The organism is Novosphingobium huizhouense, from assembly GCF_020179475.1.
GTDB classification, from domain to species: domain Bacteria; phylum Pseudomonadota; class Alphaproteobacteria; order Sphingomonadales; family Sphingomonadaceae; genus Novosphingobium; species Novosphingobium huizhouense.
This window is the reverse complement of the sequence record NZ_JAILXZ010000001.1, coordinates 660,438-682,479: the sequence shown is the minus strand read 5'-3', so window position 1 is coordinate 682,479 and position 22,042 is coordinate 660,438. Positions and strand designations below refer to the sequence as shown.

Genomic DNA, 22,042 nt, shown 5'->3' with positions numbered 1-22,042 from the left:
TCAGCCTCCCGCGATGGCCGCCATGCGGCCTTGGTTGCGCTGGTTGCTGGCCCCGCCCAGCGCCGTCGAAACCGCGTTGAACACGCCGCTGATGATGGCGCCTGTGGCGGCGCTGCGATGCGCCTTCGCGCTCGCCAGGTAGTTGGCCTGCTCGCCCCGGGCCTGATCGCGCCGACGCGCGATGTCCAGCTCGGCCTGTCGTGCTGATTCCGCAATGACATCGGCGGCGCTGCCGGTGCCGGCCATGGCCCCGCTGCCTGCCATTTCGGTAAGGGCATCGCCCGCCTGCCGCCGCTCCTGCCGGCGAACGTTGTAAACGTCCTGCTCGCCGGCCAGCACCGCGCGGCGCGCGTTCTCCTTGTCCACGCGCGCGGCCGCGCGCTCCTGCCCGGCCTGCTCGAATCCCTGGTACAGCTGGCCCCCGGCTTGCGCCGCGATCGCCAGCACGGGCAAAGCTGCGCCCATTATCGTGTCCTCCGGTAAACCAGCATGTCGCCGCCGTCGGGCGCCGCGTCGGCCAGTCGCGTTTCCAGCTCCAGCCCGATGTGCCGCGCCCATTTCCGCGCACCCGCGTTCCCCGCATCCACCAGCGCGTCCACGCGCGCGTGCGGCAGCGCGGCAATGAAGCGCCGCGATGCCGTCAGCAGCCGATGGACCGCCGCTCCCTTGTCCAGCGCGAAAAGTCCCCACAGGCTGGCGTAACGGGCATGGCGCTCCACCGCGCCGCCGCAGAAGATGATCCGGCCGTCGGCGTCGCGAACCGTGAAGGCGTTCCCTGCCTGTGCGAAGGACGCCGCCGCCGCCTGCCGGCCGTGCCAGTCCAGTTCGGCCAGTTGGGCGGGCTGCAGCACCAGCTCCAGCGCATGTTCAGCCATGAACGGGTCAATGCGGATCATCGCTGGCTCACCTCCAGCGTCGCGCACCACGCCAGCACCGTGGCGGGGAAGGGAGCCACTCTTTCCACGCACAGCCTCGGGCGGCGCGTGAAGTCGCCTATGGCGTCGAACGCCACGAAGCCGCTTTCCAGCGCGAAGCCCTCGTCCATCGTGCTGTCGGTCGAAAGTCCCTCGATGTCCTCCAGCGGGCTCGCCGCTTCGCCGAAGCGCAGCCCGCGCGCCTTCTCCAGCTCCACCCAGGCCGTGCCGATCCGCGCCATCTTGCCGCGGGCCGGGCCGTTGTCGCCTCCTGCCTCGATCGGCATCCCGACCATTCGCGCGGCAAAGGGCAAGCCGGCGATCACGTTCGAAGCTGCTTCCGGCAGCGTGAATCGTCCGGTGGGATCGGTCGCGAGCGTGTACCATGCGCCGTCCGCCACAACCTCGATCCGCCGCGACTTCAGATGCGGATGCACGAGCGAGTCCACGGGCGCGCCATCGCGGCTCAGCGCCATGTCGAGCATGATCGCCCCGGCGGCCGAATCTCCGTCCTCGCGCCACGGCGCCATGCGCAGCACGAACCACGCGCCGTCGAACTCGGCCGCGATCCACAGCTGGTCGTTCACGCCATTGGGATCCGTGATTGTGCAGATGCTGCGCGCCGCCATGCCCGCCGCCAGCGTCCGTCTTGCCCAGCCCAGCGCCTGTTCCTCGGGAACATAGACGGCGCACCACAGCGTGCCGTCGCTGCGCAGCGCCCACAGGTGGTTCAGCGGCAACTGCTGGCTCGCCAGCGCGACAAGGCGCGTTCCTTCCGGCGCGATGTGGCGCGCATAGCGGTTCAGGTCCTGCGCCGGGTCCGCGCTTTGCGGCGCGCTCGATGCTTCATGCACCCGCCGGCCCGATCGGCCGATGTAGATCGCTCGCCCATCCAGCTCGACCGGCGCCACCGCCGCCGCGCCGCGGCTCGGCACCGGGTCGATGCGGCGGTTGTTGGGGCCTATGCCGGTCGCCGCGCCGCCGGGACCCAGCGCGTGCATGCCCTTGGCGGTCAGGATCAGCAGCCGGTCCTCGCCCACCATGTGCAGCACCGGGTTGGGATCGGGCAGCCGCACGGTCAGCGCCATGTCGTTGGTCAGCTCGCCCAGCTCGTTGAACGTCGAAAAGTTCAGCAGGTCGGCCGCCGCGCTGCCGTACACCACCTGGTCCTTGGCCAGCCACAGCCGCTCGTTCCATACGCACGCCGCCTCCGGCCACCCGCGCGTGTCGCTGAAGGCGCCGAAGCGCCACCTCCACGTGCCATAGGCGTAGGCCGCGCCGCTCGGAACGAACTCGGTCCACCCCGCGCCGCCCCAGTAACCGCCATGATACTCGTAATTTCCCGTCGTCGCCGAAAAGGGCAGGTGGCGCAGCACGGTCGCGCTCACCGTGCTGGCGTCGGTGAATCCGGTGATGCGCAGGATGCCGATGCGATCGTGCACGTACTCCAGCTGCACGCCGCCCGCGTCTTTCTCGTTGATGTCCTGTCCGCGGCCCACGCCGTCCCACTCAACGCCCTCGGTATGCACCGGCTGCAACCCGCCGGTGCGCCCGCCCGCGCCAAGGCCGACCACGCGATAGACCCGCTCGCCGAACGTCAGCAGCTGGCCCTGCGTCACCGTGATGCCCGGCTCCCACGCCGGGATGTCGCCGAAGTCCTCGGCCTCCATCTGGAACAGGCTGCCAACGTCGGTGGCGGCAAAGATCGGGCTCGTCGCGCTCAGCGTCACCGCGCCGGTCAGCGCGCTCGCCGAAACGCGCAAGCTCTTGTCGTCGTTGCGGTCGTCGAACGGCCCGTCCTTCAGCGCCAGCGGCGCGAACGAAAACGCCGTCGCGCCGTCGCGGCGGAACTGCATCGGAGCGCGCGTGCGCAACAGGCAATACATCACGTCGTAGGATTGGTGGGTGCGCAGCGCCTGGACATCCGCCCAGGAATAGCTGCTGGCCACTTCGACGGGATTGCCGCTGGCGTCCACGATCAGCGCGTCGTTGGTAAACACGCGGAACTTGCCCGCGCTCGCTTCCACCACGTGGCCCTGCGTGGTGTTGTATTCGAAGCGGAACAGCCGGCACGGTCCCGCAGCGGGTTCCACCACGATCGTGCCCGGCATGGCCTCGGCCGGGCCTTCCAGCAACGGCGCAAAGCCGGTCATTTCCTCCAGCGCCACCGCATAGATGCCCTGGTCGATCCGCGCGGACAGCCGGCGCGAAATCTCGCCGCCGTTGAAGCTGGTCTGCACCGGCGAAACGCGGCTCATGGGCTATCGCCCGTACCGCTGGTAGGGGCGCTCGCGCGCGCCCAGCCAGTCGCTCTTCACCGTCACCTGTCGGCGGCTCGTCCGCCCCGTCGAAAGCCCGTCGGCGCGCTTGGCGGCGGCCAGCGCGGCCTGCGCCAGCTTGCGCGTGCGGTCCACCACCGTTTCCGATTGGGTCACCGTGTCCGCCATGCGCGCGGCCAGCTCCGCGCGCACGGCGGCGGCGAAGTGCGCGGGCCACTTGCTCGTGTCGCTGCCCAGCTCGTAGCTTATGAAGCGTACAGGCAGCGGCGCCTCGCGGTCGGTCAGGATGCGGCCGCCTTCTTCTTCGCCGTCGAAAAAGCGGTCGCCGTCCTCATGGCTCGGCGGCAACCAGCGCGCGCAATCGCCCGGCAGGCCATAGGCGTAGAGCCAGCCCGCCCCTTCGGCCAGCGCCTCCTGCAACGGCAGGTTCTGCCGCCGGATCGCGAAATTCCAGGTGTGCTTGGGCAGCAGCTCGCGCACCACGCTGGCCCAGTGCGTGCGGGCCGATGCGGCGATCCGGCCGGTGTCGTCGATCGCGTTGATCCGGGTGCGGCTACCCAGGTCCTCCAGCGCGCCGTTCACGATGTCGGTCTGCGAAGGCGTCACGGCATAGGGCGCGGGCATCGGGGCCTCCAGCGATCAGGGGCGGGATCGAAAAGGCGGCGCGCCGGGTGTCCTTCCGATCCCCATCCGAAGTCATCCTTTCGGGATGCCCGGCGCGCCGCAGGTTTGAACGCCGGCCCGGGAGAGGATTGGGCCGGCGCTCGGGTCGCTTGGTCAGCGCTTGCTGATCTCGAAATCGGTCACCAGGGTGCCCGCGGCCGGCCACGCGGCCGAGGGGGTCAGGATCACCGTTTCCGCGCCGGTCAGCGGGTCGGCCGCCAGCGCGGTCGCCTTGATGTCGAACCGCTTGATCGTGTCCGCTGCGGCGCCGGCCTGCGCCGTGGCATACTTCGCCACATTGCCGGCAATGCCGACCTGCAGGTTGATGCCCGCCAGCGACACGCTGCACGTGGCGCGCGCGCCCATCGGCACGCTGCCCGTGGGCACGATCGCCATGATCAGCGGATTGGTCGTGCCGCCCACGCCCGCGTCCGCCAGGTTGAAAACGTTGCGGAACCGGCGCACGCCCGCGTCCACGGAAGTGCCGGGGGTCTTCGCCAGCGCATCCGCGCTGTTGTAGGCGGAACCGTCAGTACCAGCCATCTGCCTGTCCTTTTCTTGTCTGCCGCCGCGCGTCGCGGGGCTGCGTCATCGGGGAAGGGCGGCGGGCGCGATGGCCCGCCGCGCCGGTTACTGGGTCTGCAGGATGAAGCACTTGTCCTCGTCGGTGCGGACCACCGCCGACCGCGCTTCGCCGTAGAACTGCTCGGAATGGTTCTTGTCGGCGCGATCGGTGATCTTGCCCCAGAACTCCACCCACACGCCGCGATGCAGCCCGCTCGGCACGAACACCGGCAGCTGGCGCGTCGCTCCGCCATTGGCGAAGAAACTGGCGTAGCTGCGCGGCATCGATTCCGCGTCGGGCGTGATGCTGAAGAAGCGGAAGCCCATGAACGGCTTGATTTCCCCGTTCTCCAGCGGCTTGCTGCCGTTGTAGTCGAAGCTCTTGTATTCGGGGATCTGCAGCAGGTCGGTTTCGTCCTCCGGCTGCAGCAGGATGATCGGCTTTTCGCGCTGGATGTTCACGTGCCGCTTGCGCAGCAGTTCCCGCGTCGCGATCAGCTTGTCCAGCGTCAGCCCGGTGCCGCCGTGCGCGATGATGTTGGCGTTCTTGAACGGCACGGCCGTGTCGCCCAGCTCGCCCGACCAGGCGTTGCCGAAGTAGCCCACGCCGAACATGTCGTCGTGATAGGTCGCGGCCGCGGCGGCCACTTCCTTCACCAGCGGGCTGCCGAGGTCCACCTCGGTGGTCTCGCTGTCGTCGCGGTCGAGCAGCGGCGCCACGTTGGCCTTCTTGCCGGGCGCGATCCAGCGCGCCACGCTGTCGATGTCGGTGCTGTTGGTGTCGGTGTTGCGGCCCTGCTTCTCTTCCATCTTCAGACGGCCGAAGCGGTTCTCGATGCGGGCCTTCTTGCTGCCGGTGTACGGCGCGCTCGAACCGCACAGGCCGTACAGCATGCCGGGTTCCTGGCGCAGCGTCGCGGTCACGTTGTTGCTGAACGTGATGTTGCGATGGTTATCGGCAAAATTCTCAGCCATATTCGCCTCCTGGGCAAAAAATCAAACGGGTCAGGTCTGGTTTCTCGACCGGGGAGGCGACCATCGGGCCGGGCCGGTCTCGCGGATTACGCGCCGCTGCGCGTGGCTGCTTTCGCCTTGCACCGGGGCCTGCATCGCCTTGCGGCGCTACCGGGGAAGCCGGAATGAAAAGGGCGTCTCCGGTCGGGGTGCAACCGGAGACGCCCTTAAAATTCGTCATAGAGGGGAATTTGTCAAGTCACCTATTTGCGGCCGGCCGCGGCCTCGTTCAATCGCTTCCACTTTGCCGCCTCGGGCGTGCCCTTGGTGCCGGCCTTGTCCATGAACGCCTTGTCGTTCATCAGCTTGTTGATTTCCGCCTGCGCCGCCTGCGGGCTCATGCCGCCCATGTTCAGCGCCACGCTGGTGCTGTCCACCTTCTCCAGCTCGCCGGTACGCTCGGCCAGCGTGAACAGCGCGCGCAGCGTCTTGCCTGCGCCGTGCGTCTGTTCCAGCGCTCGCACCATCGCGTCGGTCGATTCCGCGTCGATCCCCGCCGCGCTCAGCATCGCGCGGGTTGCCTCCAACCGCACGTTGTAGCCGTGCGCCCCCAGCTCCAGGTCCAGCGCGCGCAGCTCTTCCTGGTTGGTCGTGGCGATCTTCGAAAGCTGCTCGGCCTGCACCCGGTTGAAGAACCGCGCCGTGGCCTCGGCGTGGCGGGCCGGGATGCCCTCGTCGAAGGCGAACTTCCGGTATTCGGCCGCCATCGCGCCGCTGTCGCCCTCGGGCACTTCCAGCGCGTACTTGTCGGCGCTTTCGGGGCGCAGCTTCTCGCCGAACTCCTTCCACCCGGCATCGTCCTGTGGAATCGGAACGCGGCCGCGCGCCCATGCGCGCGTTTCCTTCAGCCCCTTCGCCAGGTCCTCGACGCTGCCGTACCGGGCAAGGTCGGGATCGTTGCGCAACTCGTCGGCAAGGCCGTTCATCCACGCCGGATACTGGGAGGAAGCCTGCTCACCCCCACTGCCCGAAGCGCCTTCACCCGCGCCCGCCGTTCCCGTGCCTTGCGTACCCGCCGCAGCAGGGCCGCCGCCGCCGCTCTGGCTTCCGCCGCCAGCGCCCGCTCCGCCTTCCGCCGCGCCCGCCGCTCCCGGGTCGATGCCATCGCTCAACGCTCCCGCCACCTCACTCATCGTTCATCTCCCTGATTTGGCGCGCCATCCGCGCCAGCTTGCGGCCATCTCCGCGCAACATGGAAAGCAGGTGCAGCACCACGTGCCGCTGCCCTTCGCGCTGGCGCAACTCGGCCTCGCTCGCCGAAAGCCGCACCTTGCCGATACCGGCCAACGCCCCCAGGTCGGCCAGCACGATCGCGGCTTCCGGCGTCAGCGTCTGGCGGTCGGCCCCGCCGAAGAACACGGCAGCATAGGCGTCGCGCAACCGACGCTCCCGGCGGAACTGCAGCGCAGCCAGCGCGCGGCGCGTCAGCGCGCCGCGCTGTTCGGCCTCCAGTGCCATCAGCTCGATATCGCGCTCGATGCTCACGCCATCCCCCCTTGCGGCAGGCCCTGCGGCGCTGTCGCGCTAAGGTCCTTGGCAGCGCCGGCCAGCGCCGGCGCCGCCGCCAGCAATTGTTGCAGCTCGGCCGCTCGCTGCTTCTCGGCGTCGAACGCCTCGCGCTCGTCCTCGGTCGCCCGCATCGACGCCGGCACGCCCGCGATCCTCCCCAGCTCCGGGATCACCTTGCTCATGGGGAACTCGCGCTTGAACTCGTCGACCACGCTCGGGTCGAATTGCGCCAGCAGTCCGACCTGCTGGGCAAGGTTCAAAAACGCCGCGCTCTTGCCTGCTTCCTGCATCGCGGTCAGCCCGTTGTCGTAGCTGATGCCGATCCCGCCGCTCGCGGCCAGATACTCGGCAACCTCGGGCGGCGCGTCGGCCAGCAGCCCCAGCTCGCCCATCAGCACCAGCTCGGTTTCCGTCATCGGCGAAAGCCACCACTGCTCCTGGTTCGCCAGCGGCGAAAGCAGCGTGCCCTTCTCGGCGGTTTCCTCGGCCACCCGGTTGGCGGGAATGTGTGACTTGTATTCGCGGTTCAGCTGCAACAGGTCGCGGAAATAGGCGCGGTCGATCAGCGCCTTGGCCTCCATCGACAGCTCGCGCGCGTCGGTCGCGTCCCCGCCGGTCAGCATTTCGCGCACCAGCGGATTGCCCTGCTCGTCCAGCCCCCCATAGGTCATGCCGAACGGCTTGATTTCCACCACGTCGATGTCGTCGTCCGGCAGCAGCAGCGGCGGCTTCAGCTTCAGCTCGGCGCCGAACGCACGGTCCAGCCACATTTCCTGCTCAAGCCGGATCGTCGGCAGCACCTTCATCGTCGGGCTGCGGCCCCAGGTGTTCTTGTTCGCCCGGCTGAAGGCGGAAACGATCCGGCGCAGCGTGTTGTATCCGCCGGTGCGGAACATCACGTCGTCCGATTCCGAATGGTATCCGGCGCTCCACGGCTTGCCGGCAGCGTCGATTCGCTCGGGATCGAACTGCGCGTTCGGCTCGATCACGTGCAGGAAGGTGAACGGCTTGTCGGGATTGGCGTTCGGTCCCTGCATGGCCTCGCGCACGTGCGGCGGACTGTCCTCGCCCCACTTGCGCATCGCCGCCTCGGCGGTCAGCTCGATGCGCCGGTGCAACCGCATCGGGTTGCCTTCGGCGTCGCGCTCGATCCACACGTCACCGATGAACTCGGACTGATAGGACAGCCCGATCGGACGGCCGCGCAGGTCACGCCGGATGTCGATCCAGAAGCTTTGCGGGCCGAACGAAAACAGGCTCATGGCCGATTCGTGCACGGCGCCGGCAAAGCCGCTCCGGGGATCGTTGCGCAGCGCGAACAGGCGGCCCTCCACCTGCTCGATCCATTGCTGGTTCGCCACCTTTCGCATCAGCGCCGCATCACCCAGCGCCAGCTTCTGCCAGCGCTGCCCCTTGGGCATCACGAAGCTCTCGAACAGCGCCACGCCGTCCTCCAGCGCCTGCGCGGCATAGGGCTCGTGCGCGGTCGTCGCCGCGGCCTGCTCGCGCATCCACTTGCTGGCGCGCATCGAACCGCCGAACAGGCTGTTGTCCTGCTCGGGATAGACGAGCCGCGCGATTTCGGCCCAAAGGCTGTCGTGGCTCGACCGCGCACTTTGCATGCGGGTCTGGTTGGCCTTTACCTTGGCGGGGTCGATCATCGCGCGGCGCGTCCTTTCGTCGGGGTTGGATCAGGCGGCCAGGGGAAGGGCTGCCGGCGGCACCGGGAACGCCAGGTATCCCGCCGGGATCGCGCTCGATCGGCCACCGCCCACCGGCAACGGCGCCAGCAGGTCCACGCGGCTCCACGCCGCGCCAGCCTCGTCCACCAGCCACACGCTCGAAACCGCGCAGCCAGCGACGCCCACTGGGAACTCGATCGCGCGCGTCAGCAGCCGCTCGCCCCCGGCCAGCGAATCCGCAAAGGCCGCTGCGCCGAACTGCAACGCCGGCAGCGGCTCGATCCGCCTGCCCTGCGCATCGCCGAACACCACGGTGAACGCCGAACCGGCATCGGCCGTGGCTGAAAGCTCCAGCACCGCCGGTCCCTGCGCAACCGCCTCGACGTGGGCTTCGGGCCGGATCAGCCCCATCAGAGCCGCCGCCGCCGTGCCGATCGTGTCGGTGCCCGCATCCACTTCGAAGCCCGCAAAGCGCAGCGCGTCGCGCAGCTGCTCGACCTTGGTCGCGATGTCGTTCACGTCCGGGTTCCCCGGCGCGTCCTCGGGCATCGGCGCATCGGCGAACGTGCCGGGAAGGTCGGTGCCGGGGGCAGGGGCCTCGGGCTCGCCTTGCATGGCGCCGTCGCGGGCAACTTCGGCGGCCGTCGGTTCGCTCGGCTCTCCCGTCGGCTCCGCCAGCTTGTCCGCTGCTTCCTTGCGTCCCGAAGTCTCGGCGTCGATTGCCGCCAGCAGCGTCTTGCGCGCACTGCCGGCCGCTTCGAGTTCGCGCAGCGCGGCCAGCTGGCCGTCGCCCATTTCCGGCAGGCTCGCCGCGATGCTGTCCACGCGCCCGTTCAGCAGTTCGGGCAGGTCGTATTCTACCGTCATAGTCGGTTTCCTTCCTTCACTCGCCCAGCTTGCTCTTCGCCCCGCTGGAAGGGGATGCTTCGGCCCCAAGGCCGCCGGTGCGCTGGTTCACGCGCGATCCGCGCCGGCTCTGCAGCGCGTCGGACACGGCGGACGGGCTGCGATCGATCGCCTGGATCGGCGCGGCCTGCTTTTTCGGCTTGGGGGACAGGACGCGGCTCACCAGCGAGCCCACGGCGCCGAACAGACCCGATACGATGGCTGACATCACGCCTTCTCCCGATGTGCGAAAAATCCCTGGCCGAAGTCCGCCCGACCGCGCCGCCGCGCCCGCTCGCGCCGCGCCGGGCGGGCCGGATCGGCCTCGTCCTCGCCGGCCTCGCCGCGCTTGGTCATCAGCAGCGAAAGATACTGGCCGGCGTCGTGTACGTGGCTGAAGTCGTTCTTCAGCGGCTTGTCGGCCCAGCGCCCGCTTCCGTTGGAAAGCTGGCTGCGCACGATCACGTACCCGTTGTTGAACCCGCGGCGCAGCATGCGGCACGTGTCCGCGATCATCAGCGCCGGCTGCCCGCCGATCATCCGGGTCAGCGGGCGGCGCACCGCCTCGATCCGCTCGGGCAGCCTGTTGCCCTTGCACGGCGCCGGCTTGATCTTCCAGTCGCGCGCCCTGCCGCCCACCGTCTCGCGGAAAGCCTTCCAGAACAGCTTGATCCAGCCATACTGGTCGCGCTCGTTGCCGAAGAACGCCGCCGGGTCCGCCGCGGCGCCGCCGAACGCGAACTTGCCGTACCTGTCCAGCCAGTGCTCTCCGCAGATGCGCCCGAACGCTTCCGGTCCCATCTGCTCGAGCCCGCCCTTCTCGTCGTCCTCGAACACCACCACCTCGGACAGCCAGCGCTGTCGGCCAAGGTCGTCTATCTGACCGAACACGGCGGCAGGCGTGCTGCCCCCGTCCACCGAAAGGAACACCGGCACCCCTTGCAGCGGCTGCAGGTCGGCCGCGCAATGGATCTTGTCGTTGAACTCGGGGTACACCGGCTGCCCGTTGCGCACCGCGCCGAACTCGTTGTCCACGAACCGCCGGATGTCGTTGGCCGTCAGGCCCAGCATCAGCGATTCGTAATACCCTTCGGGCAGGTTTTTCACGTTCTCGGGCGGGGGATTTTTCGATCGCCCGCCGGGCTGCCGATGGTATCCGATGTTGAAGCGCGGCCCCAGCACGCTGCGCAGCTGCTCGGCCAGGTCGTCGGGGATCGGCAGCTTCTTCTCGACCAGCAGCTCATAGGTCCAGTTGTCGATGTCCGGCGCGTTGAAGTCGGCGATCACCGCGCGGTACTGGCACCCGCCATGCGCTGCGCTCGGGTATCGGCCCGTGCGCGGCAGGCCATAGCGGATCACCGCCCGGTCCAGCGTGTCCACTTCGTTCAGCCACAGGCCGGTGAGCTCCAGCCCCTTCAGCACGTCCTCGGCCTTCTGGTCGCCCATCGCGCGGAAATAGGTTTCGATTTCCCAGCGCTCCGGCGGCTCGCCGTTCAGCAGCGCCACGTCGAACGAAAGGCGGTGGGCCATCTCCCGCCCGTTCCAGTTGTCCTTGGTCTTGGGAAACCACGTGAACCAGCTGTTCAGCACGTTGGTTTCGAGCTGGCCGTATGTGTCGCGCACCACGCACCAGCGCACCCGGCGCACCTTCCGCCCACCCTCGATCACCGCGTTCTGCAGCCGCGGCGATTGCACGATCTTGCGGATGCAGCTTGTCGTCTTGGCGCTGCCGTAAGGCCCCATGATCGCGCAGATCAGGCTTTCGTCCGCGATGAACGCCTCGGAAACCGGACCCACCGGTGCAAGGGCGGTGATCCCGCTCATGCCCGCTCGTCCCTATCGTCGCTCTGCGTTTCGTCGCGCACCGGCAGGCCGAACAGCCGCCGCGCGCGCTCGGGATCGCGGGCCATTCCCGCCAGCTGGCGCTTGATCCGCTCGGCCCGCTCGCCCTTGCCGAAGTTGTAGCGCTGGCCGCTCATTCCGCGGCGTCCTCGGCGTCGATTTCGCTCCACTCGGCGTCCACCAGCTGGCCATCGACCAGCTTCATCCCCGCCAGCATGTCCGCGCTCACCTGGCCGGTATCCACCGCGCCCTGGATAAGCGCCGCCGCCTGCCGGCTCTGGTCGTCCAGCTGGTCGAAGCTGCCGGCAACGCCGCCCGGGAACACCAGCACGCCATCGCTGCGCACGTTGACGTTCGCCTCGACCGGCTTCTTGCTGTGGACGTACTCCGAAACCGCCTTTGCCGCCGCCAGCTGCACGTTCAGCGCCTTGATCGCGATGTCGCCGGTTTTCGAATCCTTGCCCGGGTCCGCGATGCGGATCAGCTCCACCATCTGGTCCAGCGGCATCGCGTACAGGCTCGCCATCGCTTCCACCGGGTCGCCGAACTTGTGCGTGATCAACTTGGCCAGCTGCTGGTTGCGCTTGTTGCCCGCTCCCTTGGGTCGCCCGGCCTTGCGATCCTCGCCCTGCTGCTGGCGGATCAGGCGGAAGGCATCGCGTGGCAGGTTGCCGTTCGCGTCGCGCATCGCGTCGATGCGCTCGGCATCCCACTCGCCGCCGAACAGGCCAGCGCCGCCTGCCGCGGCGCGGCGGAAAGCTGTTTCCAGGCTGGAGGGCTCGCTTGACATCGGCGTCAGGCCCGCCCTACCGTCGGCCTGCTGTCACCACAGAGCGAGCGATGCGCCACCCACAGGCCGCTTCCATCCCGGACCCGCTCCACGCGCCGCAATCCCTTCGCGCCGCCAATCGCTGAACGCTTCAGGCACTCCCGCACCCCGGACCCCATGCTGCGCGGGGAAGCCTTCCGGCCTCTCCCGACCGCAGCCCATCGGCAGCCAAGGCCGATGGCAGGTCCTTGAGCCCAATTTTCCAGATTTCCGGCCCCGTCGCGGGAACCCGCGTCGGTGCAGGCCACGGCCCCGAAGGGGGAAGGGCCCCCCCGGCGGCCATCGGCCGCCGCCCCCCGCCCGGCGCGGATCGCGATCGAGCGCGGCGAGCGCGTCGCCAGACTGACGATTAGACGACCGGCACCCTGCAAGGCGCGGAAATCCGCCGATCCTGCCGCACCGTGCGACGGTTTCCATGCGACGCTGCGCCTTGCGATCCGCCGAAACCCGCAGAAATCCGTGATCGAGGCCGACGCCACCAGCTCGGCGGCGCCGGCCCCTTCGGCCCAGCTGGAGCGGTCGCTGTCACCACAACCAGGCCGATCCGCAGCTGGCGCACCATGCCGCGCCGCCGCGAAATTCCCCAGGCCGCCGCACCCACGCCCCCCAAACACCCATCGAGGCGAATATCCGCCCCCTTGAATATTCCCGTCGAAGATGCAGCCCGAGCCCATGCCGCAATAATTCGCCGTAGACGACAAAAACCGCAAGCCCCTCTCTTTCCCTGTTCCAAATGTTCCGCACTGGAACAGGACATAGAACAAGGGAAAGGCGCAATTGCGCGGACCTCGGGGCATGTTCCGAATGTTCTGGCCCGACCCGCCTGCGCATAACGCATGTGCACTCACGCGCAGATGCAGAGCTAGAGCGCGTCAATAGAACATTCGGAACAGGTTGCGAAAGGCGCGTAAATCCGCCATTCTCCTTGTTCCACCGGCAATATCATGCGGAACAACTGGAACACCCCGGACCCATTGCCCGGCGGCCAATTCCTCGTTCGAGCAATCGGGTCCGGGTCCGGTCCGGTGAAGGACAAAGGCGACGCGATCGGGCGCCAGGCGCGGCAGTCTGTGAGGCTCGGAAATCAAGCGGAAACCGGCCGCACCGCGCGGCTTTCGCCGCGCTGGCCGGTTGCAAAATTTCCCCTATTGACGAACTCGTTTTTTGCCTTCTATGACTAATAACGGCGCGGCGATGGTCGCCAGCGCACCCCGGCAGAAAGGCCGAAACAATGACCGCCAGCACCACTAGGCCCGTTCGTTCACAGGCATTCATCAACGCCTATCGTACCGCGTCAGCGGCGGCCGAAAGGATGGACGACCATGAGCTGCGCCGCGCGTTCGTCGCGGCCGAAGAGGCTTACAACGACGACGGCCGCGACAACACCGCCCAGCACGGACGCTTCCGCGCCTTCGAAGGAGAGATGGATCACCGCGACGCCTACGAATGACCGCCCTTCGTGCAGCTGGGTCCGGGTGGGTCCAGCTGCCAGACGGGCGGCCATCGTGGCCGCATCAACCCCGGCAGGAGGCCGAAACCGATGTCCAAGCCTGATATCTACGAAACCATTACCAGCGCGATCGTGCGCCGCCTCGAGGCGGGCACAAAGCCTTGGGCGCCGTCATGGGCAACCGACGGAACGACGGGCGGCACGCCGCCCCTGCCCCTCCGCGTCACCGGCGAATGCTATCGCGGAATCAATGTCCTGTTGTTGTGGGCATCGGCCGACGAAAACGGCTTTCGCTCGCGCAGATGGATGACCTTCAAGCAAGCCCAGGCGCTCGGCGGTTCCGTGCGCAAGGGCTCGAAGGGCACCGGGATTGTGTTTTTCAAGAAGCTCACTGTCACCGAGCAGAACGACGCGGGAGAGGACCAGGAGCGAAATATTCCCATGATGCGCGGTTTTACGGTGTTCAACGCCGACCAGATCGAAGGCTTGCCGGCAAAGTTCTACGCGCGGCCGGCGGTTATCCCCGGCGCCAGCAAAGAGCGCGATGAAGTGGCCGACAGTGCCCTTCGCAGCTCCGGTGCGCAGATCCGTGAAAGCGGCGACCGCGCTTACTATGCGCCGACCATGGACCTTGTGAACATGCCGACGTTTGACCGGTTCGCCACCGTCGGCGGCTATCTCGCCACCCTCGCGCACGAGCTTTGCCACTGGTCTGGGCACGAGTCCCGCCTCAACCGCCAGTTGCTCAACAAGTTCGGGTCCAAGGACTATGCGTTCGAAGAGCTGGTTGCGGAAATCGGCGCGGCTTTTGTCGGCGCGCGTCTCGGCATCGTGGGCGATCACATCGACGATCACGCCGCTTATCTCGCTCACTGGCTGCAGGCGCTGCGCAGCGACAAGCGGATGATTTTCAAGGCTGCGAGCCTTGCGCAGCAAGCGTGCGACTTGGTGCTTGCCAATGCGGGCGAGCTGGACGGCTTCGCCGAATTCGAGGACCGGGCGGAACCGGTAGCAGATGCGCCGGTGCCGGGTGAGTCCCCGCTACCTGTCGCGCTCGGCTCGGCAGCACCCGCTCAGTTTGCCTTGGCGCTCTGACCGCTCCCTGCGGCGCTGGGTCCGGGTCCGGGTCCAGCGTCCAGATGGGCGGCCAAGGTGGCCGCGCGTACCCGGCAGAAAGGCCGAGCAATGCACGATCGTGAACCCTGCGAACACTGCGGCAAGCGGACTGCCTGCCCCCACTATCCAGCCCATGCCGCCGGCTTCCTTGCCCGCGTTCAACTCGCTGCGCGGTGTCTGCGCACTGGCACCGGAATCGGATCGCGCGCTTACGACAACTGCTTCGAAATGTTCGATGGCGATGCGGTGGTGGCCATGCTCGATCGATGGGCCGAGCGCGATCCGGTCTTGCGCGCCGCGATCGATGCCGAATGGCGCTGCGCCGCCGCCCGCCAAGGATGGAGCCGCGCCGTCGCGCGCTTCATCACCGTGTCAGAGGATCGCCTGCCCTTCGCGGCCCGCCAGCTGCGTGACGCTGAACGCGATCCGGCGGGCACCCTCCAGCTCGGCCTGGCGCTATGACGATCCCACGCCGCAAGCCCGCCTGGAGCCGCCCCCTCGCGGTTCCCTTTACCCCGCAAGAGGACGAAGCCCTTTGCCAGATGGTTCGCGTCGGGCTTTCCTGCGACTACTGGCAGGCCCAACTGCCCGGCCGCACATTCGGCGAGCTGCTGGAACGGCGGATGGACTTGATCGACCGCGGCGTGCTGCGATCGGCCCGGCCGATCTAGCGCTTGCCCTGCTGCGCCGTCGCCCGCATCCTGACCAACTGCGCGGCGATGCCCCTTATCTGCGCAGTCCGCGCGGCCTCGAAAGCCTTTCGGCTTTCTGACCACGGCAGGCCCGTCAGCGCGCCGAGCCGCGCTTGCGCGGCCTCGGTTGCCCGCTGCTCGTCGATGCAACCATCCACCGCCGCCGCTGCAAGCGTCTCAGCGCTGTCGGTGCCATTTGCCGAGAGTGCTGGTGCCGCCTGCCATGCACAGTCGAACCACGTCCGGGTGGTGGCGGTTACCTGGGCCACCGCGCTCCGCAATTCGGCCGCATCTGCTGTTGGCGCGGCGGCTTGAGCAAGGATCAAAGCAACGATCATGCAACGCAATTAGCATCTTTCGGCAACTATATCACCTGGGCGCCTTCCTATTGAACATAATAAGAACAAACCACTTTCCAACACGCTAGCACGCTGTTTACAAACGCCCCGTAACGTCACTCCCGGGGGGAATCGTCATGGACAACATCAGTCACCTGAATCTGCGCGAACCGATGTTCGCGCCCTGCGCGCCGCATGTCGAACAGGAACGCGCGCGCAGCGCGCTTTTCACCCTGCGCGATCTTCTCGAAGCGGCACCGCCCGCCGTTGCGTTCGATCCGGAAGGGCTGGGTGCTTTGATCGGCATGGTCGGCGACATGTTGCCGGTCCTGCCCGAGGATGGCGGTTAGCCTTCCTCGCCCGCCATCAGGACGGACAGCGGCACCGCGATGGCGTTGTCCGTCTTGCCATCGCTTCCCGATGTGAAGCGAATTTTCAGCCCCTTCACCACGCCCTCGATCTTGCCCAGCGATTGCAGCCATCCGCCTTCGGCCCATTCGCTGCCGCGGAACACGTCGCACAGCGGCTTGTACGTGGGATAGGCGATGGCAAGATACTGGTTTTCCAGTGTCTCCGGCAGCGCCTCGGCAACGCGCCACCGCCCGCCTTCCGTTTTCAACTGGATCACCCGCAGGCCCCAGCTTTTCAGCTTGGCCCGCGCCTCGTGGTCGATTTCCTTGGTGCTGTCATCGGTCGGGAACTCGCCCGGCACGATCCGCAACCGCATCGCGCGGTCCAACCACGTGCCCACACTCTCGCCGGGCTTGCCGTGCGCCCCAGGGAGCATGTGCGACAGCAGGTGCAGCTGCACCCGTTCGACATCGCTGCGCGCTTCCACGCGGCCCCGCGTCAGCAGCGCCTGGACCGTGGATATCGCTTCGCCGACGCGCTCGCGGCCCTCGCCCTCGTTGGCGGCCATGTTGTCCCCCGGTACGTCGTCGTACAGCAGGAGGTCCGCACAGGCGAGCAGCGTGCCGTAGGTGTCGCGCCAACGCCCCTCGAACCGCCTCGCGGCGATTTCGCGCTTGTACAGGTCCAGCGTCACCTCGAAGCGCGGCCATTGCTCGATCATCCGCCGGTGCATTCGGCGGCCCAGCTGTCGCCAATGCTGCCAGTCTTCCTTGATCGGCTCGGCCTCGATCGGCACGGCGCGCATTTCTAGGATCGCGATCCGGTTGCGGTCCTCGCCGCGCATGTTCGCATGCAGCACCGATGACAGCAGAAAGCAGCTCTGCGCGGTGAACTCGATGCCCTTGTGGTCCTGTCCGCCACGATGCAGCTTCGCGCCGCTCGATGCCTTTTTCATCAGGTTCAGGATCGCGGCAAGTCGTTCCGGCCGATCGTGCGCTTCGGCTTCGTCGATCATTACCGGCAGCGTGTCGTCGCCCAGGATTTGCCGGATCGCCGCTTCGCTGGCGTCCTCGGTGTGCAGGCACCAATCCGCATGGATCGCGCGGATCACCTTCTGCAGGCTCGATTTGCCGGCGGCCGTCGGTCCGGCCAGCCAGATATGGCTCCGCCATTCGAGCGCGCCACAGATGAACATTTCCGCGATGAAGCCCAGCAGCAGCAACGGCGCAGCCTTCTGCTCCACCCAGTACCACCGGCTCAGGTGGTCGAGCAGGTTGCGCGCGTCCGTCGTGCTGCTCGCCTCGTCGGCCGGCGCCGGCAGGCCGGGCAGGGCAGGATAATAACACCCGTTGATTTCACCCGCAGGCTCGAACCGGCTTTTCGCCGGCTTGCCCTTGCGATCCTTCGGGTTCGCCAGCATCACCTTGCGGCCCAGGTGCAGCACAAGCTGGCTTTCGTCCTCGCGCGCCCGATGCGCTCCGCGCCCGAACACCCGGCCGTGCGGATTGAAGATGCCCTTCTTGCGGCAATCCTCGATCAGCGCGGTCTGCGCCAGGTCCTGATTGAATTTGACGACGTTGCCCTTGGCATCCTTCTGCGGGAAGTGCTCTTCCAGCCAGTCGTTGCCGAACCACAGCTTCAGGTCGCCCTTCTGGATATTGGCCGGCGCCGTCGCGATCTGGTTCAGGCTGTCGAGGAAGAAGATTTTCGTGCCCTGCACGCCAAGCGGCGTCACCGGGCACGGCTGCGGTAGCAACGGCACCGGCCCGCACTCGGGCGATGCGCCTTCGTTCGCGCCAAAGAAGTCGGGCGCGTCCACCGGTTCGGTGCTGGCAATGGAATCAATCGGCCTGCGCGCCATCTGTTATCCTTTTGGTTCGATCCGCTTGCCGAGCAGCTGGTCGTTGAAGTCCTTGAAGGCGGGGTCCGGCCACAGGAACCGCACCCGGCGGTTGCTGCCGTCCTGCCGTCCGCGCGCCTGTTGCTTGGTCACTTGCGCTTCCAGGCTTTCGTCAGCCTTCGATCCCGGGGCGTCCTGCTGGCCGATGATGATAATGTCGCCGGCTTGCGGCGGCAGGATCATCGCGCCGATGTTGCCCAGCGTACCCGCTGCGACGATCCGCGCGTCCGGCTTGGCCATCGCCACGGTCAGCCCGTCCTCGATCCCTTCGGAAACATAGACCGGCGTGCCGGGCGCGATGTCCTTCAGCGGGCACCGCTGCGCTCCTTTCGCGATCGGAATGTGCGCGCCCCAATACGCCGGGCTGCGGATTTTCTTGGCGCTCTCCACGCCCTGCAGCTTGGTCCAGCGCCCGTCGGGCAGTCGGTCCAGATAAGTCAGGTGCACCGCGGCGAATTGCCCCTCGATCGACCAGAACGCCGTACACATGGCGGGGACCTTGCGGTGCAGCTCGGCCTGCCACACATCGGGGCGGAACCGAATTGCGCCCGGCACGTGGCCGATCGCGCCGAAGTCGATGCCGCGGCCCTGCAGATAGGCTAGGGCCGGTGTCCCCAATGGCTTTGCGGCATTCAGCCACAGGCCCTCGGCCTGCCGGCGCTTGTCCTCGCGCTCGCCCGCGCGGCGCTGCTCGGCCCGGCGCTGCGCCGCCTCGGCGCGGCGGCGGTGTGCCTCCAGTTGGTCGCCGTTCATGCTCTCGATGCCCAGCCAGCCCTTTGCCCACTGGATCGCCGCGGCATAGGTCGGCTGCTCCGCCACAGTCAGCATGACCAACTTCAACATGTCGCCTTTGCCGGCAGGGTCGCCCTCGTCGGCGGCATAATCCGCCCAGGTCCCCTGCTTGCTGCCCGACAGGCGGATTTTCAGGCTGTTGCCGCTGGCCCCGTGGATGTTGCCCACGCTCCAGAAACCGCCAGCCTCGGTTCCGGCGGGATAGAGCACGCGGGCAAGCCGTGCCGCCTCGGCGTTCAGCATGCGCCCGATGTCCCGCGCCGTCAGTTCCTCGCCCCCCGCCATGGCGTCAGTCCTGCGCTGCCGGCGCGATCGGCCGAGCGGGGCCGAGGCGGTCCCGGTCCACGCTGCCGCGATAGGGCAGCGCGGCAATCATCCGCAGCACCTCATGCCGCGCCGCCGCCTTCACAAGCTTGGGGTCCGGCCAAGGCTTCATGCCGCCGCCTGCGTAACGGTAGGAAACAGGTCGGACAGAATGGGCGCGTCGGCACGGGTGAACGGGCGCGCGCGAAGCGCAGCGCAGACTCGCTTGCGTACCTCGGCGCCGGTGAAATATTCCGAAGCGCGCAGGATGCTCGCTTCTCGCGCGACGCGCGCGCCCGTTTCGGCCACGATCCGGAGCTCGTTCGCCCACAGCATCGCAAGCCGTGCAGGAGCATTGCACGGGGTGCCCATGAGCTGCTTTGCGGACCAGCTTGTACCTATTTCGCGGGCAAAGTCGTCCTCGGCCACCACACGGCCCCAGCCTGTCGCCTCGCGCGCCTTGTCAAGATGCTTGGCCGCGACGACCACGCGATAAAGGTCGGCAACCTCTTCGGCTTCCTTGGTCTGACGATCCAGGCGCTTCAACACGTCCTTTTCGGACTTGATTTCAACCAGCACGATCCGGTTCGGCGTTACTGCCGCGAGGTCGAGGCGGCATGAACCTTGCCGCACGACCAGCTCGTGAATGATGCGGGCTTCCGGGAATTGCATTCGCAATGCCGCTTCAACCTTCAAGCGGATGCGCTCCTCTGCTTCTGAACCGCTCACGCCGCCATCCTCTCGATTACATAGGCGCCCAGCTGCGCAGCAACTGCCGCCGCGAGGCCGGGGAAGGTTTCGCTCCGCCGCCGCGCGCGATCGGGGCCCGGCGGCGCCCGGTGAATCGCGCTCCACCGCTTGTGCTCGTCGGTGCCCGGGCGGGGCGGCGTAAGCTTGTCGGTCGGTTTCAGGTCCGGCAGGTTTATCAGCTCAAGGCCCGTTGCCTTGAACGCTGGATCGCCAAACCACCATGGCTGCACGAATTGGGTGCGCCCCCGTCCGGTCAGCCGGATTGCATGTTCGTGCATCACCGGGTTCTCGATTACCCGGTGCGGGATCTGCTCCGCGTCACGCAGCTGGCGATAGAACCACGCCGCGCCCTCCAGCTCGGCCCACTTTTCCGGATCGCGCCCGTTCACCTTTCGCCCGCCGATGTAGAGCCAGCGCCCGCCCGAATTGCACAGGCGGGTGCAGGGCGGGTGCATCACCGCCAGCAGGTCCCATCCGTCGTCCAGGTGCAGCAGCACGTCGCCCCGGATATGCCGGTTGCTGCCGTCGTCGGCAGGCTGCGTGTCGCAGCTCCACGCATCCCAGCCCAGTGCATCGAACGCCCGACGCATGACTCCGCTGCGCTCGCACGCGATCAAGACGCGCGGCGGTACGCTCACGCCGCTTGCTCCCGGCCCTCGTCGCCCTTGGCAAACCAGTCGTCCGGCGCGCAGATTCCCATCTTCACGATCTTGTCCATGACATCGCCGTGCGGCAGGGCGCCGTTCTCGATGCGATAGGCTTGAGTGGGCGAAATCCCGACCATTTGGCCGAAGGCGGCGGCGGTCAGGCGCGGGTTGTGCGCCTTTCGCCAGCTCCTGATCTTACGTGCTGCTGCGTGCATGTTACCTCCGCGTCGAAAGCTTTTTGCCTTCTATGGCGAATTATGGCAACACCCTGCAGGCCGAAAGTTCGTCACGATAGGGGCTAAGAGCATGCGAGGCGTTGTTTTACAATTCCCGGCGATGGCAAAGCGCGAACACATTGCACAGGGACCCAACCGCGTCCGCGAATGGCGCAAGAAGGCCGGGCTCACCTTGAAGGAGGCCGCCCCCGCGATCGGCCTTTCGTGGACGCACCTGGCGCGGATTGAATCCGGCGAGCGCGAATTGAACCAGGCGTGGCTCGAACGCATGGCGCCGGTCTTTCAATGCGCGGCGGCTGATCTTCTCTCGTCCGAGCTGGGCGGCCTTTCCCCGGAAGAGCGCGATATGGTCAACCTCATGCGCGCTCTGCCCGACCCCAATCGGGCGGCTATCCTGGCGATGCTCGATAGCCAGCGGCAGTTCCTGCCGCAACCGGGCGGCGCCGATGTCGTCGAGCTGCCGCGCAAGACCGGCTGAACCCCTGGTTGTTGCTGAAGATCGGCCCGCCGGTGCGAATCCGGCGGGCTTTTTCGTGCCCGCTCGCCCGGCCATCGTCTTGGCGTTCGCCATGGTGACAAATACGGATTTGCCATAGAGGGCAAATTTCCTGTTGCACTAATTCGCCATAGAAGGCAAAAACCTCCCGTGAACAGTTCGTCCACAGGAGGAAACCATGCCTGCTCAACTCTTGGCCTTCCCCGGGAAGGCGCGCACCGCGCCCCCGCCCCCCGACGCGCCTGATCTGCCGCGGCTCCGCCACTCGCGCCCGTTCGTGCCGGCGACGCGCGAATACGATATCAACGCGGTCGCGCGCCTCGTCGGTCTGGCGCACGTCAGCCAGAAGGTGCTGATCGGCACCTTGCGCAAGCTGGCGGAACAGTCCGGCATGCCGCTACCCAAGACGCCGCGCATCCATGCCGGTATCGTTCAGTCCGGCGCCCTCTCGATCGGCAAGCGTTCACGCTGGGACGCCATGCGGTTCGATGACTGGCTCGATGGCTGGACACCGCCTGGCGGCGCAGCTGCTTACCCCGGCGCGCTGGTGCCGGAAACGGCCAGCGCCGCCACGCGCGATGCTATGGCGTCGCGCGCGGTGCTGCTGGGTCAGCTCGGGCGTCGGCGCGCATGACGCTCCCCGCCGTCGCCTTGCGGGCCGGGGCCATCGCCTTCGGGATCGTCGTCGCGGCGCACTTCCTCGATCGCGTGGCGTTCGGCCTCTGCATGGCGGGCGTCCTGTGATCCGCGAAACGCGCCTGCGTCCGCTGGAGCTTCGCCCCGATCCGCC

At 67.5% G+C, this 22,042-nt stretch carries 28 protein-coding genes; 7 read left to right on the top strand and 21 right to left on the bottom strand.

Annotated elements, in window-relative coordinates; genetic code table 11:
• The 14 genes from K3A85_RS03380 to K3A85_RS03315 all read right to left on the bottom strand — a co-directional run bounded on the left by K3A85_RS03380 (position 1) and on the right by K3A85_RS03315 (position 12,142).
• Entirely contained in the window at positions 1-465 is a 465-nt protein-coding gene (locus K3A85_RS03380; RefSeq protein WP_225205090.1) for a hypothetical protein, read from the bottom strand.
• Positions 465-896 (bottom strand): hypothetical protein, encoded by a 432-nt coding sequence (locus K3A85_RS03375; RefSeq protein ID WP_225205089.1) that lies wholly within the window; start codon positions 894-896, stop codon positions 465-467. The genes K3A85_RS03380 and K3A85_RS03375 overlap by 1 nt, the downstream gene beginning before the upstream one ends.
• Complete coding sequence (locus K3A85_RS03370; protein ID WP_225205088.1) at positions 893-3,172, bottom strand: hypothetical protein; 2,280 nt, start codon at positions 3,170-3,172, stop codon at positions 893-895. The genes K3A85_RS03375 and K3A85_RS03370 overlap by 4 nt, the downstream gene beginning before the upstream one ends.
• Before the next feature lie 3 nt (positions 3,173-3,175).
• Positions 3,176-3,817 (bottom strand): hypothetical protein, encoded by a 642-nt coding sequence (locus tag K3A85_RS03365; protein WP_225205087.1) that lies wholly within the window; start codon positions 3,815-3,817, stop codon positions 3,176-3,178.
• Positions 3,818-3,970: 153 nt separating this feature from the next.
• The gene (locus K3A85_RS03360; protein ID WP_225205086.1) at positions 3,971-4,399 is read right to left on the bottom strand and encodes a hypothetical protein; all 429 of its coding nucleotides are present in this window, start codon (positions 4,397-4,399) and stop codon (positions 3,971-3,973) included.
• 87 nt (positions 4,400-4,486) lie between these two features.
• A complete protein-coding gene (locus tag K3A85_RS03355) occupies positions 4,487-5,395 on the bottom strand; it encodes a phage capsid protein (RefSeq protein WP_225205085.1) in 909 nt (302 codons plus the stop codon).
• A 242-nt stretch (positions 5,396-5,637) separates the two neighbouring features.
• Complete coding sequence (locus K3A85_RS03350; protein WP_225205084.1) at positions 5,638-6,567, bottom strand: hypothetical protein; 930 nt, start codon at positions 6,565-6,567, stop codon at positions 5,638-5,640.
• Positions 6,560-6,919, bottom strand: coding sequence for a Bbp19 family protein (locus tag K3A85_RS03345; RefSeq protein ID WP_225205083.1), 360 nt, complete (start codon positions 6,917-6,919; stop codon positions 6,560-6,562). Before K3A85_RS03345 ends, K3A85_RS03350 begins: the two co-directional genes overlap by 8 nt.
• Positions 6,916-8,604 (bottom strand): portal protein, encoded by a 1,689-nt coding sequence (locus tag K3A85_RS03340; protein ID WP_225205082.1) that lies wholly within the window; start codon positions 8,602-8,604, stop codon positions 6,916-6,918. The genes K3A85_RS03345 and K3A85_RS03340 overlap by 4 nt, the downstream gene beginning before the upstream one ends.
• A 30-nt stretch (positions 8,605-8,634) precedes the next feature.
• Positions 8,635-9,492 (bottom strand): hypothetical protein, encoded by an 858-nt coding sequence (locus K3A85_RS03335; RefSeq protein WP_225205081.1) that lies wholly within the window; start codon positions 9,490-9,492, stop codon positions 8,635-8,637.
• A 16-nt stretch (positions 9,493-9,508) separates the two neighbouring features.
• Positions 9,509-9,739, bottom strand: a complete 231-nt coding sequence (locus tag K3A85_RS03330) for a hypothetical protein (RefSeq protein WP_225205080.1) — start codon at positions 9,737-9,739, stop codon at positions 9,509-9,511.
• Positions 9,739-11,334 (bottom strand): hypothetical protein, encoded by a 1,596-nt coding sequence (locus K3A85_RS03325; RefSeq protein WP_225205079.1) that lies wholly within the window; start codon positions 11,332-11,334, stop codon positions 9,739-9,741. The genes K3A85_RS03330 and K3A85_RS03325 overlap by 1 nt, the downstream gene beginning before the upstream one ends.
• Positions 11,331-11,489: a hypothetical protein gene (locus K3A85_RS03320; RefSeq protein ID WP_225205078.1), complete on the bottom strand. Its 159-nt coding sequence runs from the start codon at positions 11,487-11,489 to the stop codon at positions 11,331-11,333. The genes K3A85_RS03325 and K3A85_RS03320 overlap by 4 nt, the downstream gene beginning before the upstream one ends.
• The gene (locus K3A85_RS03315; protein ID WP_225205077.1) at positions 11,486-12,142 is read right to left on the bottom strand and encodes a hypothetical protein; all 657 of its coding nucleotides are present in this window, start codon (positions 12,140-12,142) and stop codon (positions 11,486-11,488) included. The genes K3A85_RS03320 and K3A85_RS03315 overlap by 4 nt, the downstream gene beginning before the upstream one ends.
• A gap of 1,270 nt (positions 12,143-13,412) precedes the next feature.
• Here K3A85_RS03315 and K3A85_RS03310 point away from each other — a divergent pair.
• The 4 genes from K3A85_RS03310 (at position 13,413) to K3A85_RS03295 (ending at position 15,418) form a co-directional block, all read left to right on the top strand.
• The gene (locus tag K3A85_RS03310) at positions 13,413-13,631 is read left to right on the top strand and encodes a hypothetical protein (RefSeq protein WP_225205076.1); all 219 of its coding nucleotides are present in this window, start codon (positions 13,413-13,415) and stop codon (positions 13,629-13,631) included.
• 90 nt (positions 13,632-13,721) lie between these two features.
• Positions 13,722-14,726 (top strand): ArdC family protein, encoded by a 1,005-nt coding sequence (locus K3A85_RS03305; protein ID WP_225205075.1) that lies wholly within the window; start codon positions 13,722-13,724, stop codon positions 14,724-14,726.
• A gap of 90 nt (positions 14,727-14,816) precedes the next feature.
• Entirely contained in the window at positions 14,817-15,209 is a 393-nt protein-coding gene (locus K3A85_RS03300) for a hypothetical protein (RefSeq protein WP_225205074.1), read from the top strand.
• Positions 15,206-15,418 (top strand): hypothetical protein, encoded by a 213-nt coding sequence (locus K3A85_RS03295; protein ID WP_225205073.1) that lies wholly within the window; start codon positions 15,206-15,208, stop codon positions 15,416-15,418. The genes K3A85_RS03300 and K3A85_RS03295 overlap by 4 nt, the downstream gene beginning before the upstream one ends.
• Here K3A85_RS03295 and K3A85_RS03290 read toward each other — a convergent pair.
• A complete protein-coding gene (locus K3A85_RS03290) occupies positions 15,415-15,777 on the bottom strand; it encodes a hypothetical protein (protein ID WP_225205072.1) in 363 nt (120 codons plus the stop codon). The two genes, K3A85_RS03295 and K3A85_RS03290, sit on opposite strands and share 4 nt — an antisense overlap.
• 137 nt (positions 15,778-15,914) lie before the next feature.
• On the opposite strand from K3A85_RS03290, the gene K3A85_RS03285 reads away from it, so the two are divergent.
• Positions 15,915-16,127, top strand: coding sequence for a hypothetical protein (locus K3A85_RS03285; RefSeq protein WP_225205071.1), 213 nt, complete (start codon positions 15,915-15,917; stop codon positions 16,125-16,127).
• Here the strand turns inward: K3A85_RS03285 and K3A85_RS03280 are convergent.
• The 6 genes from K3A85_RS03280 to K3A85_RS03255 form a co-directional block, all read right to left on the bottom strand.
• A complete protein-coding gene (locus K3A85_RS03280) occupies positions 16,124-17,989 on the bottom strand; it encodes a hypothetical protein (RefSeq protein WP_225205070.1) in 1,866 nt (621 codons plus the stop codon). The genes K3A85_RS03285 and K3A85_RS03280 overlap by 4 nt on opposite strands.
• Positions 17,990-17,992: 3 nt before the next feature.
• Entirely contained in the window at positions 17,993-19,030 is a 1,038-nt protein-coding gene (locus K3A85_RS18095; protein ID WP_225205069.1) for a DUF7146 domain-containing protein, read from the bottom strand.
• 79 nt (positions 19,031-19,109) lie between these two features.
• Positions 19,110-19,256: a hypothetical protein gene (locus K3A85_RS03270; protein ID WP_225205068.1), complete on the bottom strand. Its 147-nt coding sequence runs from the start codon at positions 19,254-19,256 to the stop codon at positions 19,110-19,112.
• Positions 19,253-19,852, bottom strand: coding sequence for a hypothetical protein (locus tag K3A85_RS03265; RefSeq protein WP_225205067.1), 600 nt, complete (start codon positions 19,850-19,852; stop codon positions 19,253-19,255). The genes K3A85_RS03270 and K3A85_RS03265 overlap by 4 nt, the downstream gene beginning before the upstream one ends.
• The gene (locus K3A85_RS03260; protein WP_225205066.1) at positions 19,849-20,511 is read right to left on the bottom strand and encodes a hypothetical protein; all 663 of its coding nucleotides are present in this window, start codon (positions 20,509-20,511) and stop codon (positions 19,849-19,851) included. The genes K3A85_RS03265 and K3A85_RS03260 overlap by 4 nt, the downstream gene beginning before the upstream one ends.
• Positions 20,508-20,735 (bottom strand): helix-turn-helix domain-containing protein, encoded by a 228-nt coding sequence (locus tag K3A85_RS03255; protein ID WP_225205065.1) that lies wholly within the window; start codon positions 20,733-20,735, stop codon positions 20,508-20,510. Before K3A85_RS03255 ends, K3A85_RS03260 begins: the two co-directional genes overlap by 4 nt.
• A gap of 121 nt (positions 20,736-20,856) precedes the next feature.
• Here K3A85_RS03255 and K3A85_RS03250 point away from each other — a divergent pair, with 121 nt between their 5' ends.
• On the top strand, positions 20,857-21,234 hold the full coding sequence (locus K3A85_RS03250; protein ID WP_225205064.1) for a helix-turn-helix domain-containing protein: 378 nt from the start codon (positions 20,857-20,859) through the stop codon (positions 21,232-21,234).
• Between the two features lie 196 nt (positions 21,235-21,430).
• Positions 21,431-21,886, top strand: coding sequence for a hypothetical protein (locus K3A85_RS03245; protein ID WP_225205063.1), 456 nt, complete (start codon positions 21,431-21,433; stop codon positions 21,884-21,886).
• Positions 21,887-22,042: the final 156 nt, after the last annotated feature.

Bases quoted from the DNA above. Each gene is read 5' to 3' on its own strand.
- K3A85_RS03380 (WP_225205090.1), bottom strand. From the start codon at position 465: ATGGGCGCAGCTTTGCCCGTGCTGGCGATCGCGGCGCAAGCCGGGGGC.
- K3A85_RS03375 (WP_225205089.1), bottom strand. From the start codon at position 896: ATGATCCGCATTGACCCGTTCATGGCTGAACATGCGCTGGAGCTGGTG.
- K3A85_RS03370 (WP_225205088.1), bottom strand. From the start codon at position 3,172: ATGAGCCGCGTTTCGCCGGTGCAGACCAGCTTCAACGGCGGCGAGATT.
- K3A85_RS03365 (WP_225205087.1), bottom strand. From the start codon at position 3,817: ATGCCCGCGCCCTATGCCGTGACGCCTTCGCAGACCGACATCGTGAAC.
- K3A85_RS03360 (WP_225205086.1), bottom strand. From the start codon at position 4,399: ATGGCTGGTACTGACGGTTCCGCCTACAACAGCGCGGATGCGCTGGCG.
- K3A85_RS03355 (WP_225205085.1), bottom strand. From the start codon at position 5,395: ATGGCTGAGAATTTTGCCGATAACCATCGCAACATCACGTTCAGCAAC.
- K3A85_RS03350 (WP_225205084.1), bottom strand. From the start codon at position 6,567: ATGAGTGAGGTGGCGGGAGCGTTGAGCGATGGCATCGACCCGGGAGCG.
- K3A85_RS03340 (WP_225205082.1), bottom strand. From the start codon at position 8,604: ATGATCGACCCCGCCAAGGTAAAGGCCAACCAGACCCGCATGCAAAGT.
- K3A85_RS03335 (WP_225205081.1), bottom strand. From the start codon at position 9,492: ATGACGGTAGAATACGACCTGCCCGAACTGCTGAACGGGCGCGTGGAC.
- K3A85_RS03330 (WP_225205080.1), bottom strand. From the start codon at position 9,739: ATGTCAGCCATCGTATCGGGTCTGTTCGGCGCCGTGGGCTCGCTGGTG.
- K3A85_RS03325 (WP_225205079.1), bottom strand. From the start codon at position 11,334: ATGAGCGGGATCACCGCCCTTGCACCGGTGGGTCCGGTTTCCGAGGCG.
- K3A85_RS03320 (WP_225205078.1), bottom strand. From the start codon at position 11,489: ATGAGCGGCCAGCGCTACAACTTCGGCAAGGGCGAGCGGGCCGAGCGG.
- K3A85_RS03315 (WP_225205077.1), bottom strand. From the start codon at position 12,142: ATGTCAAGCGAGCCCTCCAGCCTGGAAACAGCTTTCCGCCGCGCCGCG.
- K3A85_RS03310 (WP_225205076.1), top strand. From the start codon at position 13,413: ATGACCGCCAGCACCACTAGGCCCGTTCGTTCACAGGCATTCATCAAC.
- K3A85_RS03305 (WP_225205075.1), top strand. From the start codon at position 13,722: ATGTCCAAGCCTGATATCTACGAAACCATTACCAGCGCGATCGTGCGC.
- K3A85_RS03300 (WP_225205074.1), top strand. From the start codon at position 14,817: ATGCACGATCGTGAACCCTGCGAACACTGCGGCAAGCGGACTGCCTGC.
- K3A85_RS03295 (WP_225205073.1), top strand. From the start codon at position 15,206: ATGACGATCCCACGCCGCAAGCCCGCCTGGAGCCGCCCCCTCGCGGTT.
- K3A85_RS03290 (WP_225205072.1), bottom strand. From the start codon at position 15,777: ATGATCGTTGCTTTGATCCTTGCTCAAGCCGCCGCGCCAACAGCAGAT.
- K3A85_RS03285 (WP_225205071.1), top strand. From the start codon at position 15,915: ATGGACAACATCAGTCACCTGAATCTGCGCGAACCGATGTTCGCGCCC.
- K3A85_RS03280 (WP_225205070.1), bottom strand. From the start codon at position 17,989: ATGGCGCGCAGGCCGATTGATTCCATTGCCAGCACCGAACCGGTGGAC.
- K3A85_RS03270 (WP_225205068.1), bottom strand. From the start codon at position 19,256: ATGAAGCCTTGGCCGGACCCCAAGCTTGTGAAGGCGGCGGCGCGGCAT.
- K3A85_RS03255 (WP_225205065.1), bottom strand. From the start codon at position 20,735: ATGCACGCAGCAGCACGTAAGATCAGGAGCTGGCGAAAGGCGCACAAC.
- K3A85_RS03250 (WP_225205064.1), top strand. From the start codon at position 20,857: ATGGCAAAGCGCGAACACATTGCACAGGGACCCAACCGCGTCCGCGAA.
- K3A85_RS03245 (WP_225205063.1), top strand. From the start codon at position 21,431: ATGCCTGCTCAACTCTTGGCCTTCCCCGGGAAGGCGCGCACCGCGCCC.